This is a genomic window from Actinokineospora cianjurensis (genome assembly GCF_003663795.1).
Lineage (GTDB): Bacteria > Actinomycetota > Actinomycetes > Mycobacteriales > Pseudonocardiaceae > Actinokineospora > Actinokineospora terrae.
On the sequence record NZ_RCDD01000004.1, the window covers coordinates 519,103 to 534,538 of the forward strand.

The following is a 15,436-nucleotide window of genomic DNA, read 5'->3' on the forward strand; positions in this document are numbered from 1 at the left end:
TTGCTGCACCTGAGGGTCCTCAGCCCGCGCGACAGCACCGAGCGGGCGCTCGAGGTGCTGCGTGAGCACCCCGGCGCCACGCACCTGGTGCTGTTGCGCGGCGCGGCCATCGACCCCGAGGGCGACGTCATCGAGGCGGACGTCGCCCGCGAGGCGACCGACGAGGTCCTGGCCGCGCTCTGCGGGCTCGGCATCGACCGCGACGGCGGCATCACCCTCGAACAGGTCGACACCTCGCTGTCCGACGCCGCCGACCGCGCCGAGCGCGACGCCCCGGGGCAGGCCGCGGACGCGGTGGTGTGGGAGGAGTTGGTCGCCCGCACCGGCGAGGAGTCGCGGCTCAACGCGACCTTCCTGGCGTTCCTGACCATCTCCTGCCTGCTCGCCGCGGCAGGCGTGATCACCGACTCCGCCGTCACCATCGTCGGCGCCATGGTCGTCGGACCGGAGTTCGGCCCGCTGGCCGCGCTGGCGGTCGGCCTGGTCCGCCGCCGCGGCGACCTGGTCCGCCGAGCCGCGACCGCGCTGGCCGTCGGCTTCCCGGTGGCGATCGCCGCCGCCGCCGCGCTGACCTGGCTCGGCAACCGGGTGGGGCTGCTCGACGCCCGCGCGATCAGCGGCGACCACGAGGTCGACTTCGTCTACCAGGTGGGCCCGTGGTCGCTGGTGGTCGCGGTGCTGGCGGGCGCGGCCGGGATGCTGTCGATGACCTCCGCGAAGTCGGCGGCCCTGGTCGGGGTGTTCATCTCGGTCACGACGGTCCCCGCTGCCGGGTACATCGGGGTCGCGGCCGTGCTAGGACAGTGGGAGAAGGTGGTGGCCTCGGCCGGTCAGCTCGCGGTCAACCTGGTGGGCATCGTGGTCGCCGCGGCGGTGGTGCTGCTGACCCGCGGGCGGACCGCGTCGAGGACCAGGCCGCTCGCCGAGGGGTGAACCTCCCATCCGCTGGGAACTCCGCGGTGGGTGACCCACCGGAATGCGTCGAGGTGCTGTGATTTCTTGGCAGGTCGCTCGTCGGGAGACCTGCCCGACCACTACGGTCTTCTCGGCGAGAGTGCTGACCGGGCCGCCGTCGGCCCCCTACGATCGGGAGCAGGGTCAGAGGAGATGAGTGTGGAGATCGCCGCCGATCCGCCGGGCACCGGCGAACCGGACGGCCCAGGCGAATCCGAGCAACTCGCGAGCGCGGAGGTGCTGGCCACCGTGGTGGCCGCCGAGTCCGTGCTCAGCAAGCGCTTCGGCGCGCGCATCCACCTCGCCGAACCCGAGGACCTCGGCGGCAGCGAGCGGTCCATCGTGCTGCGGGTCAAGGTCGCCGCCAGCCCCTTCTCCCTGCCGCGCACGCTCGCGGTCAAGCGCTACGTCCGCCCGGCCGGTGGCGCCACCCGCGACAGCTGGGTGCGCGAGGCCGTCAGCTACCAGCTGTTCACCGCGCTGGCCGCCGAGGACCGCATGTGCCCCGAGCTGTTCGCCCACGACAGCGGCACCAACCTGCTGGTCATGGAGGACCTCGGGCGCGCGCCGACGCTGGCCGAGAAGCTGCACGGCGACGACGCCCGCGCCGCCGAGGGCGCCCTGCTGTCCTGGGCCAGGTCCCTGGGGCGGCTGCACGCCTCCACCGCGGGCCGCGAGGCCGACTTCGACGCCCTGCTGCGCAGGCTCAGCCCGCCCAAGTCCAAGGACCCGCTCACCGTCGACGGCCCGATCGCCATCGAGGCGCTGCCGCTGCTGCTCGCGGGCGAGTTCGGCGTGGACACCGCGCCCGCCGCGTGGGACGCCGCCCGGCGCACCCTCGGCCTGCTCGACACCGCCAGGCACCGCGCGTTCAGCCCGTCCGACTCCTGCCCGGACAACAACCTGATCACCAACCGCGGCGTCCGGTTCCTCGACTTCGAGGGCGGCTGCGTGCGGAACATGATGTTCGACGCGGCCTACCTGACCGTGCCGTTCCCGTCCTGCTGGTGCGCCTACGCGCTGCCGCCGGGGATGACCGACGCGATGCTGGCCGCCTGGCGGGCCGAGGTGCGGGTCATGTGGCCCGACCTCGACGACGACGCCGTGCTCGGGCCCCGGCTGCTCGACGCCCAGGTGTTCTGGGTGTGGCTGACCACCTGGCAGTTCCTCACCGTGCCCGACCTCGAACAGCTCGGCTCCGGCGGGTCGGTGCCCAGGCCGCACCAGGCCGACGTGCTGGTGGCCCGCTGGACCGGGCTGGCCGCCGCCGCGCGCCGGGCCAAGTCGGTCGCGGTCGCCGAGCACGCGGAGGCCGTCGTCACCGGTCTGCGGTCGCGGTTCGGCGAGCGTTCGCTGCCGCTCTACCCCGCGTTCGACTGACACCGAAGTCTTCGCCCGGCCGACCCCGCGCGGACACCGCGATCTCACCGCCGGTGAGCCATCGGGTCGCATCGTTGTCCGCGTGACCGCGCTGGGGATCGAACGCAGCAGCACACCCGTACTCCCGACCTCGACACATCCTCCCGCCCTACCGCCCCCTACCTGGACCGCGAGAACCCTCGCGGTCCTCGGTGACTCCACCACCGTCGGCATCGGCGACCCGCTGCCGGGCGGGCGCTGGCGCGGCGTCGGCCCGCTGCTGGCCGCCGCGCTCGGCGCCGAGGTGCACAACGTGTCCGCGACCGGCGCCAGGCTCGGTGACGTGCGCGCCACGCAACTGCCGCAGGCCATGGCAGTCGCTCCCGACGCCGCGGTGGTGATCGCGGGCATGAACGACACGCTGCGGTCGGACTTCGACCCGGTCGCGATGTGCGCCGACCTCGCCCACGTGGTGATCTCGCTGCAGGAGCGGGGCACCGTGGTGGCGCTGGTGCGCTTCCACGACCACGCGCGGGTGTTCCGGATGCCCGCCGCGCTGCGCCGGGCGCTGCGCACCAGGATCGACCGGCTCAACTCGGTCATCGACACCGTGGTCGCCGAGACCGGTGCCGCGCTGGTCGACCTGGACGTGCTGCCGGGCGCCTACGAGACCGCGACCTGGAGCGTGGACCGGCTGCACCCGTCCGAACTCGGGCACCGGATGCTGGCCAAGGGGTTCGCCGAGCAACTGGCCGCCCGCGGCTGCGCGGTGCCCGCCCCGGTGAGCCTGGTCTGCGAGGGCGGGCTGCGGCCGGGACCGCTGGCGCACTTCGCCTGGCTCGTGCTCAAGGGCATCCCGTGGCTGTGCAAGCGCGGCGGCGACCTGGTGCCCTACGCGCTGGGGATCATGCTGCGCGGCCACCGCGAACCGCCCTGTGGACAGCTCGGCGCGGAGCGGGTGGCGCGTCCGTAGAGTTCCCGGCATGGCACTCCTCGACCGCACCCTGCTCGGCCCGGGACCGTCCAACCCCTACCCGGAGGCGACGGCCGCGCTGGCCGCCCCGCTGCTGGGGCACCTGGACCCGGAGTTCCTCCGCGTGCTCGACGAGACCTGCGACCGGCTGCGCCGGGTGTGGGGCACGCACAACGCGCGCACGCTCCCGTTGTCCGGCACGGGTTCCATCGGCATGGAGGCGGCGTTCGCGAACTTCGTCCGCCACGGCGACGTGGTCGTGGTCGCGGTGAACGGCCTGTTCGGCGAGCGGATGGTCGACGTCGCGGGCCGCTACGGCGCGAACGTGGTGCGGGTCGACCACGACTGGGGCACCCCGGTCGACGTGGAACGGGTCCTCGCCGCGCACCCGGAGCCGTCCCTGGTCGCCGCCGTGCACGCCGAGACCTCGACCGGTGTCCTCAGCGACATCCGCGCGTTGTCCCTCGCCGTCCACCAGCGCGACGAGCGCGCCCTCGTCCTCGCCGACTGCGTCACCTCCCTGGCGGGCATCGAGGTCGCCATCGACGCCTGGGACGTCGACCTCGCCTACTCCGGCACCCAGAAGTGCCTCGGCGTCGCCCCCGGCCTCGCCCCCTTCACCGTCTCCCCCCGAGCCTGGGACCGCCGCGTCCAACGCCCCCCGACCTGGTACCTCGACCTCAACCTCATCGGCGCCTACGTCGACGGCTCCAGCGGCGGCCGCACCTACCACCACACCGCCCCCGTGGCCATGATCGCCTCCCTGCACGCCGCCCTCGGCCGCGTCCTCGACGAGGGCCTGGACCAGGTGTGGGCCCGCCACCACGCCGCCGGAACCCTGCTGCAGCAAGGGTTGCAGGCCCAGGGCCTCGAACTCTTCGCCCCCGAAGGCCACCGCCTCCCCGAACTGACCACCGTCCGCGTCCCGGCAGGTGTCGACTCCGCGAGGGTCCGCCAGATCCTGCTCACCGAGTACGGCATCGAGATCGGCGCAGGCGCGGGCGCCTTCGCCAGCTCGGTGTGGCGAATCGGTTTGATGGGCCACAACGCCCGCCCGGACCGGGTGGAACTGGTACTGGCCGCCCTGCGCGCCGCCATCGCCAAGGCCGCGGCCTGACTTGGGTGCATGCTGCGAGAGAAGGAGGACTGTGCGCCGGTCTACGGCCTGTTCGGACACGTCCCGCCCGGTGAGTCCGCTGGTCTCTGGCCGCTCCGTATCCGGTACTGGAGCGAACCCGGTGTCGCGGATCGGATCGCTGGGGTGCGACACCGATCCGGATCGCGGCGAGCCCAAGGGCCGTCGGATCAGTGCTGGTGGCACGGATCTGCTGACCGGGTACGGCATCGAGATCGGCGCGGGCGCCGGTGCGTTCGCGAGCTCGGTGTGGCGGATCGGCTTGATGGGCCACAACGCCCGCCCGGACCGGGTGGAACTGGTACTGGCCGCTCTGCGCGCTGCCATCGCCAAGGCCGGGGCGTGAGATTGCGTCGCCGACTCCCTACGCAGAGCCCGCTGTGCCTTAGCCGCGTCGTGTTTGGAGCTGGCGCGACCTCGGTGTCACGGCTCGGTTCGATGGGTCGCACCCTGCGTCCGGACCGGATGGGGTTGGTGGGCGCAGCGCTGCGGGTCGCCATCGCTGGGGCGTGATCGAAGTTCTGTCTACTGTGGAGGGTTGTTGAGGATGCGCGGGACTGTGTTGCACGGGACCGGCGATGTTCGGCTTGAGGACATGCCGGAGCCGGGGGTGTGGCGGGCGACGGACGCGGTGGTTCGGGTGGTGGCGTCGTGTGTGTGCGGGTCGGATCTGTGGGGGTATCGGGGGATCGCGCCGGTTGAGGGGCCGAAGCGGATGGGGCATGAGTTCGTCGGGGTGGTCGAGGCGGTCGGGTCCGAGGTGCGGACCGTGCGGCCGGGGGACTTCGTGATCGCGCCGTTCGCGGTCAGTGATGGGACGTGTGCGCACTGTCGCAACGGGATCCACACCTCGTGCGAGCGCGGCGGCTACTGGGGTGGCACGGCCCGTGCCGGGCACGACATCGACGGTGGGCAGGCCGAGTACGTGGTGTCCCCGTTCGCCGACGGCACCCTGGTCGCCACCCCGGAGTTCCCCGACGACACGGCCATCCCCGGCCTCCTGACCCTGTCCGACGTCATGGGCACCGGCCACCACGCGGCCGTGTCCGCCAAGGTCGGCCCCGGTGACGCGGTGGTCGTCGTGGGTGATGGCGCGGTCGGGCTCTGCGCGGTCCTCGCCGCGTCCCGGCTGGGTGCCGAGCGGGTGATCGCCATGTCCCGGCACGCCGACCGCCAGGCCCTGGCCACCGCGTTCGGGGCCACCGACATCGTCGCCACCCGCGGCGACGAGGGCGTGGCCGAGGTGAGGGACCTGCTGGGCGGTGGCGCCGATGCCGTGCTGGAGTGCGTGGGCACCAAGGAGTCCATGGACCAGGCCCTGCACGCCGTCCGCCCCGGCGGGCGCCTCGGGTACGTCGGTGTCCCCGCGGGCGGTCCCGAGTTCCCCGTCCGCCACCTGTTCGGCAACAACATCGCCGTGGCCGGGGGAGTGGCGCCGGTCCGCGCGTACTTCGACGACCTGCTGCCCGCCGTCCTGAACGGGGAGATCGACCCGGGTCGGGTCTTCGACGCCGAGTACCCCCTCGACCGGGTGGCCGACGCCTACACCGACATGGACGACCGCAAGGTCATCAAGCCGCTCCTGCGCCCATGACAGCGAACTCGCCGTTGGGCCTGACCACCCAACGGCGAGTCCCGCCTAGACAACTCCCACGGGTAAGACCCGCGAGAACGTGTCCACCACCGCCAGCAGCGGCGCCTCCGCGTCCGGGTGCAGCACGACCCCCGACCCGGTGACCTCGATGTGCCGGTCCAGCACGAACCACCCCGGCACGATGTGGTGCGCCCCGAGTGAGGACAGCACCGGTCGCAGCGCGTAGTCCAGCGCCAGCACGTGCGCCGGGCTGCCCCCGGTCAGCACCGGCAGCGCGGTCTTGCCCGCCAGCGCGAACTGCGGCAGCAGGTCCAGCAGGGTCTTGAGCAGCCCCGAGTACGCCGCCTTGTAGACCGGCGAGGCCACGACCACCCCGTCGGCGGCCTCGATCGCCGCGGTGACCTCCGCGATCGCCGGGTCGGCGACGTCGGCGTGCAGCAGGGCGGCCGGGGGCAGGTCGCGCACCAGCACCAGGCGCACGTCGTGGCCGTGGTCGCGGAGCCTGGCCGCCAAGTGGCCGGTCAGGGCCGCGGTGCGGGAGGTGGCCGAAGGGCTGCCGGAGAGGACGACGATCGAGGACAACGCAACCTCCAGTGGTCAGGAGTACCAGGTGGGTTCGGGGATCTCGTCCCGTAGTACGAAGACCCCGACCTCGCGTCGCTTGTAGGCGACCGGGCCGTGCAGGGTGTGCGTGCGGACGTTGCGCCAGAAGCGTCCAGCCCCTCGCGGGCGGCCGTGGCGCGGGCGCCGGTGACCTCGAAGATGCCGCCGGTGATCTCCAGCGCCACCTCGGTCGCGTGGGCCTTCACCGCGGCGACCCGCACCTCGTGCTCGCCGCGTTCGCGCTCGGTCACCACGTCCGGGTCCTGGTGGATCGCCCAGCCCTCGGCGGCGACCTGGTCGGCGAACGCCTCGACCGCCCACAGCTTCGCGGTCAGGTCGCCGTACACGTCGAGGACGTAGGGCTCGTCCACCGACCGCTCTTGGCCGCCGTGCAGCAAGGCCCGCGACTTCTCCACGGTGTAAACGCGCGCGGTCTCCAACGCCCCGCGTGCGATCCCGAGGTAGAAGCTCACGAACACCAACTGGCGTCAACGGCCAGCAGTGCCGATACCTCGGCCGCACGGGCCAACCAGCCGGTGGCGGTGGCAGTGGTAGGAGTGGACTTGGCCCAATCGGTCTCAGTGGTGGTCATGGTCCCTGCCTCTCAGCGGGTCACGGGTTCGGGGACACCGGCCCCGCGATCGGCGTCGGCCTCGAGGGCGCGCACGATCGGCAGGACGTGGGCGCCGAAGTACTCGACTTCCTCGTGGTAGTGCAGGAATCCGAGCAGGGCCAGGTCGACGCCGCGGCGGCGGTACTCGACGAGCCGGGTGGCGATCTGCTCGGGGGTGCCGATGAGCTTGGTGCGGAATCCGTCGTTGTACTGGACGAGGTCCTCGAACGAGGAGTCCGCCCACATGCCCTTGCCGTCGCCGGTCGAGCCGCCCGCCTGGGTGACCGCGTCGCGGAACCCGGCGACGGCATCGGGGTTGGCCTTGGCGACGATCTCGCGCAGCGTCTCGCGGGCCTCGGCCTCGGTGTCGCGGGCGATCAGGAACCCGTTGAGGCCGAACCGCACCCGCCGACCGTGCGCCAGCGCGGCGGCACCGACCTCGGCGACCTGCTCGCTGACGCCGTCGTAGTCCTTGCCGTTGCTGAAGTACCAGTCCGACACCCGCCCGGCCATCGCCATGGCGGCGGTCGAGTTCCCACCCTGGAAGATCTCCGGGTGTGGTCGGTCCGGTCCGCTCAGCGGCTTGGGCTTGAGGTCGAACCCGCGCAGCCGGTAGAAGTCCCCGGCGAACTGGGCGTCGTCGGTGGTCCAACTGGCCCGCAACACCCGGATGAACTCCTCCGAGCGCCGGTAGCGCTCGTCGTGCTCCAGCCACGGTTCACCCAGGGCGGTGAACTCGCCCTTGAACCAGCCGGACACCACGTTCACCGCGGCGCGGCCACCGGAGATGTGGTCCGCGGTGGCGACGAGCTTGGCCAGCACCGCCAGCCGCCGGTTGTAGTCGTAAGACCAGTCGGTGCGCTGCTCGATGTCGCTGACGACCAGGCCGCCGCTGACGTTGGGCACCCAGTACGCGAACTGGAGGGGGGTCGGTTCGGTGTCGGGCACGGTGGACTCCACGGGTCGCCGGGCACGCTGGGGGACCGGCCCTGGGGCGCGGTCGAGTGCGGAGAGTGACGCTCAGCGGTGACAGCCCTGGGTGCAGACCCGGGCGAAGTCGACGTGCCTGCGCCTGGTCAGGCGCTTGGCTGGCTTCGCGGTGGACACCCACCTATCCGAGCACCGGGCCCGCGCGTGGTCAACAGATGACCCTCCGCGTCCACCCGGTGGGACCGGGGAGCGGCTACGCGGTGGACGGGAGTAGAGCCGGGTCGGTCGCCACGGAGCGCAGCAGCCGCAGGATCGCCGCGCGGGAGCGGTCGTAGACGGCGAAGTCGTCGTTGAGCACGGAGTTGGCGTTGGCCGTCTCCATGAACGCGATCAGCTCGAACGCCAGCTGCCCGCTGTCGACCTCGTCGGTCAGCTCACCGGCCGCGGCCGCCTCGTCCAGGGTCCGCCCGACCAGCTCCGCCCAGCGCCCCGACAGCCGCGCCAGGGTGTCGCGCACCCGGCCGGGCTGGGCGTCGAACTCGGCGGAGACGGCGAAGAAGAAGCACCCGCCGGGGAAGATCCGGCCGCGGGAGTAGTCCTGCCAGCTCAGGCACAGCCGCCACACCTTGTCGACGCCGGGCGGCAGGTCGAGCACCGGCCGGACCACGGTGTCGACGTAGATCCGCAGCGCCGCGTCGATGGTGGCCAGCTGCAGCTCCTCCTTGGAGCCGAACAGGCCGAACACCCCGCTCTTGCTGATGTCCAGGTCGGTGGCGAGCCTGCCGAGCGACAGGCTCGTGAGGCCCTCCACCGAGGCGATCTCGACCGCGCGCGCGACAACCAGCCCGCGGGTGTGGTTGCCCCGCTGGACACGACCGTCCACACGAGCCTCGGTCATCGTTGCGCTCTCAGGGATCTAGGACTCACTAGGGTCTTTGTGCCCTGAATGGTCTTCGGGGCACTGTGTCTCAGGGCTGTCAACGTCTTTGGGCTCGTAGGGCGGTAAGCGGACCGGGAGCCGATACCGGTGTCCGTCGATCTTACTCCCGCCTTCACAAGTTCCTCTCATGGTAGCGCGCAGTTTCCGGTGACCGCGGCGCCCGTGTCTGTCCGAAGGGGACTGCCGGGGGCCGTGCGGGGCCGAGACCAGCCGGTACGCTGTACCGAAAATATCCGCACGACCGATCGCATTGTGTGTTAGGCTCGCCGCGTCGGGCCACCGGGCTGCGACGGGGGAGCTAGCCGAACCGGTATCCGAGGAGTGTCGTGTCCGCAGACCAAGTCACCGGCCAGTCCTTACCCACCGAGCCCGCGCGCGTCCAGCGGGAAGACGGGCAGCAGGGGGGCGGCACGTTCGTCTTCGAGGCGAACGACATGCAGGACCCGCACGCGGTGTACGACAAGCTGCGCGCGGAGACACCGGTGCGCGAGGTGCTGATGCCCAACGGACTCAAGGTCTGGATGGTCACCAAGCACGCCGACGCCCGCGCGGTCATGGCCGACCGGCGCTTCTCCAGCGACCTGGTGCACGGCCGCAAGCTGGTCGAGACCGGCTCGGATGTCCGCCCCACGCAAGAGGACTACGGTTCGCAGTTCGGCAGGCACATGCTCAACGTCGACCCGCCGGACCACACCAGGCTGCGCCGGTTCATGGCCAAGGCGCTGACCCCGCGCCGGATGGAGGGCCTCAAGCCCAACGTCTCGGCCCTGGTCGAGGACCTGCTCGACGCCTTCGACCCGTCCGGCGAGATCGACCTGGTCGGCCAGTTCGGCAGCCCGCTGCCGCTGGCGATCATCTGCGACCTGTTCGGCGTGCCCGCCGCCGACCGCTCCGACTTCCACCGCTGGGCGCTGGCCATCGGCACCGACTCCGCCCCGGTCGCGCTCACCTCGGACAACCGCTCGGCTGAGGCGAAGTCCTCGGCGGCGGAGATGGCCGGGTACCTGCTGGAGCTGATCGACCACAAGCAGCGCAACCCGGCCGACGACCTGCTCACCGCGCTCATCACCGCCCGCGACGAGGACCAGGCGCTGAGCACCATCGAGGTCGTCTCGATGGCCTTCCTGACCCTGTTCGCCGGGCACGAGACCGTGGTCCACCTGATCGGCAACGGCGCGCTGTCGCTGCTGACCCACCCCGACCAGTTGGCGCTGCTGCGCGGCGACCTGTCGCTGCTGCCCAACGCGGTCGAGGAGTTCCTGCGCTACGACGGCCCGGCCAACACCTCGATGATGCGGTACTCGATCGAGGACGTGGAGATCGCGGGCGTCACCATCCCGGCAGGCTCGTTCGTGGCCACCATCCTCACCTCGGCCAACCGCGACGACGAGTTCTTCCCGCGCGCGGCCACCATGGACATCACCCGTCCGATGGGTGGCCACATGACCTTCGGCCACGGCATCCACTACTGCGTCGGCGCGCCGCTGGCCAGGATCGAGGGCAGGGTGGCCTTCGAGCGGCTGCTCACCCGCTACCCGGGGCTGCGCCTGGCGGTGGAGCCGGAGGAGTTGGTGTGGCAGTCCAACACCCTCATCCGCGGCCTGAGCAGACTGCCCGTCCTCGTCGACTGACCGTCGGCACCACACACCACGAAGAAGCGGGTTCATGACACACGATGTGATCGTCGTCGGCGCGGGCGCAGCGGGCTGCGTCGTGGCGAGCAGGCTGTCCGAGGACCCGACCCGCTCGGTCCTGCTGCTGGAGGCCGGGCCGCACTACCGCACCGAGGCGCGGTGGCCGGCGGACCTGCTCGACGGGCTCGGCTTCCCGCGCAGCCACGACTGGGGCTTCGCCAGCGCCCCGCTGGAGCACGGCGGGCACACCTTCCCGATCCCCCGCGGGAAGGTGGTCGGCGGCTCGACGGCGGTCAACTTCTGCGTCGCGCTGCGCAGCAGGCCCACCGACCACCGCGCGTGGGCGGCGATGGGCCTGCCGCGCTGGGCGTGGGACGAGGTGCTGCCGGTCTACCAGGCGCTGGAGTCCGACCACGACACCGAGCCGCGCGCCGTGGCGGGCCGCACCCCGGTCCGCAGGTACGCCCGCGAGGAGTTGACCGACTCGCAGGAGCGGTTCCTCACCGCGTGCGAGAAGGCGGGTTTCGCCCTCGTCGACGACCACAACGCCGCCGACTCCCTCGGCGCGGGTCTCACCCCGCTCAACCAGGTCGGCGGCAGGCGGTACAACTCGGCGCTGGTCTACCTGGAGCACGCGGCCGAGCGGCCGAACCTCACCGTCCGCCCGGACACCGACGTCGACACGGTGCTCGTCCGCGACGGCCGCGCGGTCGGTGTCCGGCTGGTCTCCGGCGAGGAGATCGAGGCCGGGCAGGTCGTGCTGAGCGCGGGTGCCTACGGCAGCCCCGCCATCCTGTTGCGCTCCGGCATCGGCCCGGCCGAGCACCTGCGCGAGGTCGGCGTCGACCTCGTCGCCGACGTGCCCGGCGTGGGGTCGAACCTGCTGGAGCACCCCTCCACCCCGGCGGTGTTCGCGACCGCCGAAGAGCACAACGAGCGCCGTCCCGCCCCGCTGCGCACGATGCTGTCGATCAAGACCAGCCAGGACGAGCCGGACGTGGACATCCACGTCCACGCCATGGCCACCATGCCCACCCGCTCGCCTGCCGGTCACCCCACCGGCTTCGACCTGCTGATGACCTCGGCCCTGGTCGCCCCGCACTCCACCGGGTCGGTCCGGCTGCGCTCACGCGACGCCGCCGAACTGCCCGTGGTGGACACCGGGATCTACCGCGACCCGCGCGACGCGGTGCGGGTCGCCGAGGGCCTGCGGGTGATCCGCAGGCTCGCCGAGCAGTCGCCGCTGGCGAGCCTGCTGGTCGCCGAGCGGCTGCCGGGGGCGTCGGTGGCCGACGCCGATCTCGTCGACGCCGTGCACGCGACCGTGGGCACTTACAATCACCCGGTTGGCACTGCCCGGATGGGCCAGGCGGGTGACCCCGACGCGGTGCTCGACGAGACCTGCCGGGTGCGTGCCGTCGACGACCTGCTCGTCATCGACGCCTCCGCCTTCCCGGTCAGCCCCCGCGCGACTACGACCCTGCCCGTGCTGATGCTCGCCGAGCGCGCCGTCGCCCTCAACTGGCCGAACCCGTGACTCTCCGCACCTGTGCGGTGACCGGCGGGGACGTCGGGGAGCGTCGTTAAACCGCCGCCAGCGGAGAAAAACGTACGAACGATCGGCCTTGTTGGGTACACTGACGCCCGAGGTCGACCGGCGGGGCAGGTCCCGGCCGGAGGGCATCGACCACCGGGCGTCAGCGGTTGGGGGACTTTCGTGGCGGAGAGTCAGGGGATGGGCGACATGCTGTCCCTGTCGGACTTCGAACGGGCCGCGCAGGCCCGATTACCGGGGTCCACCTGGGACTTCCTCCAGGGCGGCAGCGGTGCTGAGACCACCGTCACCGCCAACCGGGCCGCGTTCGACCGACGGGTGCTGCTGCCGAGGGTGCTCGTCGACGTGACCAAACCGGACCTGGGCACCGCGCTGCTGGGCGACCCGGTCCGCGCTCCGCTCGCCATCGCGCCGATGGCCTACCACCGCCTGGTCCACCCCGAGGGCGAGGTCGCGACCGCGCGCGCCGCCTCGGGGTGCGGCCTGCCGTTCGTGGTGAGCATGTTCGCCAGCCGCACCCTGGCCGACATCACCGCCGCCACCACCGCGCCGGTCTGGTTGCAGCTGTACTGGCTGCGCAGGCGCGACGCGCTGGCCGACCTGGTCGCCCGCGCCGAGGCGGCCGGTGTCCGCGCGCTCATGCTCACCGTCGACGCGCCGCGGGTGGCGACCCGGCTGCGCGACCTGCGCGGCGGTTTCACCCTTCCCCCCGGCGTCACCGCGGCCAATGTCGACCCGGCCGCGATGGCGGTGGCGCGAACGGGGGAATCGGGTTCCTCGATTCAGAGCCATTCCAGGGAGCAATTCGACGCGGCCATCACCTGGTCCGATCTGGCCTGGTTGCGCGGGACGACCCGGTTGCCCGTCCTGCTCAAGGGAATCCTGACCGCCGCCGACGCCCGACTCGCCGTCGACCACGGGGTCGCCGGGATCGTCGTGTCCAATCACGGCGGACGCCAACTCGATTCGGCCATTGCGGCTATTGACGCGCTCGCCGAGATCGTCGCGGAGGTCGGGGGAGCGGTCCCGGTCTTCGTCGACGGTGGGGTTCGTAGGGGTACCGATGTGCTCAAGGCGCTCGCGCTCGGGGCCGACGCGGTGTTGGTCGGCAGGCCGGTCCTGCATGGACTCGCGGTGGCCGGTGCCGAGGGCGTGACCGGCGTTTTGTCCACCCTGCGCGAGGAACTCGAAGAGGCGATGGTCCTCTCCGGCGCGCCGAGGCTGACCGACATCGGCGCCGCGCTGGTGCGTTAGCACGGTCATCCGGGTCGGACTGTCCATTTTCGACGGATACCACACGATTGGGCATTCTCGTGTTAGGAACGCGTGCACCGCGCCCACTTCCACATCGGCCGCGGTGCTATACCCCTACTGTTCAGTCCGATGTATCTACTGGTCGGTATGCGACTCCGGCGGTCAATCGTTGCGCGTTCACTTATTTTCCCGTTGTTCATTCGATCATTGTGCGGCGGTGTGACAGTGCCGACGTAAACCCGGTGCGCGAATCGCTTGCAAAACCCGTATTGTCGGCAGTAACGTGAGATGCAGGGGTGAGTTGCCGGGTGTGCTGCCGCGTGGGCACCCAGGGTTTTACTCCCCCGTTGTAGACGCTGTGGTTCGGCCGAAGGCGATATGCGCATATCTGTCCTATAAGGGATCATCATTCCCATTCCGGGTACCGAATAGGGGGGAACACCATGCCGAGTGAGACCCACTTATCCCCGGTCGCGACCGGGGAGCCCTCGGCTCCGGCGACCGGCGAGTGGGTGGACGAGCTCCTGCTGGCCGGACCGGACAGTGAGCTCGCGCTGCACTTCGGCGCCCCGCTCGACCGGCGGGCGCTGCGGGCGCTGGTCGTCGAGCGCGAGGCGGAGCTGGTCGCGGCCGGGCTCGCTCCCGGTGGGAGCGTCGCGTTGCGACTCCCGCCGTCGCTGGCCTTCGTCACGGTGCTGCTCGCCGCCTGGCGGCTGGGCACCCAGGTGTCCCTTCTGGACTACCGGCTCACCCAGCACGAGGTCGACCAGGCGGTGGCCAGGCTGGCGCCGCAGCTGCTCGTGCAGCCGGGCAAGCCCGCCACCGGCGCGTTGCGCGCGCTGTTCGACGTGGACCCCGCGTACCTGCCGAACCCGGCCGGTGCCGCCGCGGCCACGCCGCACACGCTGATCCAGCTCAGCTCCGGGTCGACCGGGCCTTCGAAGATCATCGGCCGCACCTCGGCCGACGTCATCTCCGAGCTCGACCGCTACAACGCGATCGCCGGGATCCCGCAGCGGGGTGAGCGCGCGGTCGTCCTCGGCTCGATGGTGCACGTGCTCGGTCTGGTGGGCGGTCTGCTGCACGGCCTCAACGCGGGCGTGCCGATGGTCGTGCCGCCGCGGCTGACCATCGACGGCATCCTCAAAGCACTCGCCGACGACAGCGCCCCCACCACGCTCATCGGGGTCCCGTCCCAGGCCGAGATCCTCGCCGCGGTCGCCGAACCGCCCGCGCTGCCCGGGTTCCGCCGGATGATCACCGGTGGCGAGCTGGTCCGGCCGGAGCTGTGGCGCACGCTGACCGAGGGCTACGGCATCACCCTGGGCAACATGTACGGGATGACGGAGCTGGGTGTCATCGCGACCGACATCGAGGGCGCGTTCCGGCCCGAGCTGACCCCGGCCCCCGGCATCGCCGTGCGGGTCGAGGGCGGCGAGGTCCTGCTCAGCCGCGAGCGCTCGCCCTACATCGGACTCGTCGACCCGACCCGCTGGGCCGACGGCTGGCTGCGCACCCGTGACGCGGGCGAGGTCGACCCCGGCACCGGTCGGGTGACGATCAGGGGCAGGCTCGACTCGCAGGTCTCCATCGGTGGCCTGAAGGTCGACCTGACCGAGGTCGAGCAGACCCTCGCCGACGCGCCGGGCGTCGACGCCGCCGTGGTGCTCTACGACGAGGGCATCAGGGCCTACGTGTCCGGTGTGGACACCAGCGCGGTCGACGCCTGGTTGCGCGAACGGCTCGCGGCCTACAAGCGGCCCCGCGCCGTGCACGTCCTCCCCGCGCTGCCGCGCACCTCCAGCGGCAAGCTCCTGCGCGACCGGGCCGCGCTGCGGTCGGCCGCGGAGCAGGCCGCGAACCCGACCTAGCCACAGCCACCAGGTCCCCAC

At 71.9% G+C, this 15,436-nt stretch carries 15 protein-coding genes; 10 read left to right on the forward strand and 5 right to left on the reverse strand.

Going from position 1 to position 15,436, the window contains the following annotated elements; genetic code table 11:
• The 6 genes from CLV68_RS25085 (at position 1) to CLV68_RS25110 (ending at position 6,015) form a co-directional block, all read left to right on the forward strand.
• On the forward strand, positions 1–933 hold the full coding sequence (locus CLV68_RS25085) for a DUF389 domain-containing protein (protein WP_121393312.1): 933 nt from the start codon (positions 1–3) through the stop codon (positions 931–933).
• A gap of 174 nt (positions 934–1,107) precedes the next feature.
• Positions 1,108–2,334, forward strand: a complete 1,227-nt coding sequence (locus CLV68_RS25090) for a hypothetical protein (RefSeq protein WP_342772806.1) — start codon at positions 1,108–1,110, stop codon at positions 2,332–2,334.
• Between the two features lie 82 nt (positions 2,335–2,416).
• Positions 2,417–3,286: an SGNH/GDSL hydrolase family protein gene (locus tag CLV68_RS25095; RefSeq protein ID WP_246010084.1), complete on the forward strand. Its 870-nt coding sequence runs from the start codon at positions 2,417–2,419 to the stop codon at positions 3,284–3,286.
• Positions 3,287–3,296: 10 nt separating this feature from the next.
• Entirely contained in the window at positions 3,297–4,403 is a 1,107-nt protein-coding gene (locus CLV68_RS25100; protein WP_121393314.1) for a pyridoxal-phosphate-dependent aminotransferase family protein, read from the forward strand.
• Between the two features lie 121 nt (positions 4,404–4,524).
• A complete protein-coding gene (locus CLV68_RS35400; protein WP_246010085.1) occupies positions 4,525–4,767 on the forward strand; it encodes a hypothetical protein in 243 nt (80 codons plus the stop codon).
• A 201-nt stretch (positions 4,768–4,968) separates the two neighbouring features.
• Positions 4,969–6,015, forward strand: coding sequence for a zinc-dependent alcohol dehydrogenase family protein (locus CLV68_RS25110; RefSeq protein WP_121393315.1), 1,047 nt, complete (start codon positions 4,969–4,971; stop codon positions 6,013–6,015).
• Between the two features lie 45 nt (positions 6,016–6,060).
• On the opposite strand, the gene ssuE is transcribed toward CLV68_RS25110, so the two are convergent.
• The 5 genes from ssuE to CLV68_RS25130 form a co-directional block, all read right to left on the reverse strand.
• Positions 6,061–6,597 carry an NADPH-dependent FMN reductase gene (ssuE, locus tag CLV68_RS25115; RefSeq protein ID WP_121393316.1) on the reverse strand — a complete coding sequence of 179 codons (537 nt, stop codon included), beginning with the start codon at positions 6,595–6,597 and terminating at the stop codon, positions 6,061–6,063.
• Complete coding sequence (locus tag CLV68_RS25120; RefSeq protein ID WP_246010086.1) at positions 6,537–7,091, reverse strand: acyl-CoA dehydrogenase family protein; 555 nt, start codon at positions 7,089–7,091, stop codon at positions 6,537–6,539. Before CLV68_RS25120 ends, ssuE begins: the two co-directional genes overlap by 61 nt.
• On the reverse strand, positions 7,088–7,210 hold the full coding sequence (locus CLV68_RS35760; protein WP_281274692.1) for a hypothetical protein: 123 nt from the start codon (positions 7,208–7,210) through the stop codon (positions 7,088–7,090). The genes CLV68_RS25120 and CLV68_RS35760 overlap by 4 nt, the downstream gene beginning before the upstream one ends.
• A 12-nt stretch (positions 7,211–7,222) precedes the next feature.
• A complete protein-coding gene (gene sfnG / locus CLV68_RS25125) occupies positions 7,223–8,179 on the reverse strand; it encodes a dimethylsulfone monooxygenase SfnG (protein WP_121393317.1) in 957 nt (318 codons plus the stop codon).
• A gap of 235 nt (positions 8,180–8,414) precedes the next feature.
• On the reverse strand, positions 8,415–9,059 hold the full coding sequence (locus tag CLV68_RS25130) for a TetR/AcrR family transcriptional regulator (RefSeq protein WP_121393318.1): 645 nt from the start codon (positions 9,057–9,059) through the stop codon (positions 8,415–8,417).
• Positions 9,060–9,427: 368 nt separating this feature from the next.
• Between CLV68_RS25130 and CLV68_RS25135 the strand changes: the two genes are divergently transcribed.
• From CLV68_RS25135 to CLV68_RS25150, 4 genes are all read left to right on the forward strand, one after another.
• A complete protein-coding gene (locus tag CLV68_RS25135; protein ID WP_246010087.1) occupies positions 9,428–10,732 on the forward strand; it encodes a cytochrome P450 family protein in 1,305 nt (434 codons plus the stop codon).
• Between the two features lie 34 nt (positions 10,733–10,766).
• Positions 10,767–12,272, forward strand: coding sequence for a GMC family oxidoreductase (locus tag CLV68_RS25140; RefSeq protein WP_121393319.1), 1,506 nt, complete (start codon positions 10,767–10,769; stop codon positions 12,270–12,272).
• A gap of 198 nt (positions 12,273–12,470) precedes the next feature.
• Positions 12,471–13,544 (forward strand): alpha-hydroxy acid oxidase, encoded by a 1,074-nt coding sequence (locus tag CLV68_RS25145; RefSeq protein WP_246010088.1) that lies wholly within the window; start codon positions 12,471–12,473, stop codon positions 13,542–13,544.
• A 443-nt stretch (positions 13,545–13,987) separates the two neighbouring features.
• Complete coding sequence (locus tag CLV68_RS25150; protein ID WP_121393320.1) at positions 13,988–15,415, forward strand: class I adenylate-forming enzyme family protein; 1,428 nt, start codon at positions 13,988–13,990, stop codon at positions 15,413–15,415.
• Positions 15,416–15,436: the final 21 nt, after the last annotated feature.

What these genes read in the sequence shown, in the direction of transcription:
- CLV68_RS25100 (WP_121393314.1), top strand. Translation starts at nt 3,297, where the DNA reads ATGGCACTCCTCGACCGCACCCTGCTCGGCCCGGGACCGTCCAACCCC.
- CLV68_RS25150 (WP_121393320.1), top strand. Translation starts at nt 13,988, where the DNA reads ATGCCGAGTGAGACCCACTTATCCCCGGTCGCGACCGGGGAGCCCTCG.
- CLV68_RS25130 (WP_121393318.1), bottom strand. Translation starts at nt 9,059, where the DNA reads ATGACCGAGGCTCGTGTGGACGGTCGTGTCCAGCGGGGCAACCACACC.
- CLV68_RS25145 (WP_246010088.1), top strand. Translation starts at nt 12,471, where the DNA reads ATGGGCGACATGCTGTCCCTGTCGGACTTCGAACGGGCCGCGCAGGCC.
- CLV68_RS25110 (WP_121393315.1), top strand. Translation starts at nt 4,969, where the DNA reads ATGCGCGGGACTGTGTTGCACGGGACCGGCGATGTTCGGCTTGAGGAC.
- CLV68_RS25140 (WP_121393319.1), top strand. Translation starts at nt 10,767, where the DNA reads ATGACACACGATGTGATCGTCGTCGGCGCGGGCGCAGCGGGCTGCGTC.
- CLV68_RS25090 (WP_342772806.1), top strand. Translation starts at nt 1,108, where the DNA reads ATGAGTGTGGAGATCGCCGCCGATCCGCCGGGCACCGGCGAACCGGAC.
- CLV68_RS35760 (WP_281274692.1), bottom strand. Translation starts at nt 7,210, where the DNA reads ATGACCACCACTGAGACCGATTGGGCCAAGTCCACTCCTACCACTGCC.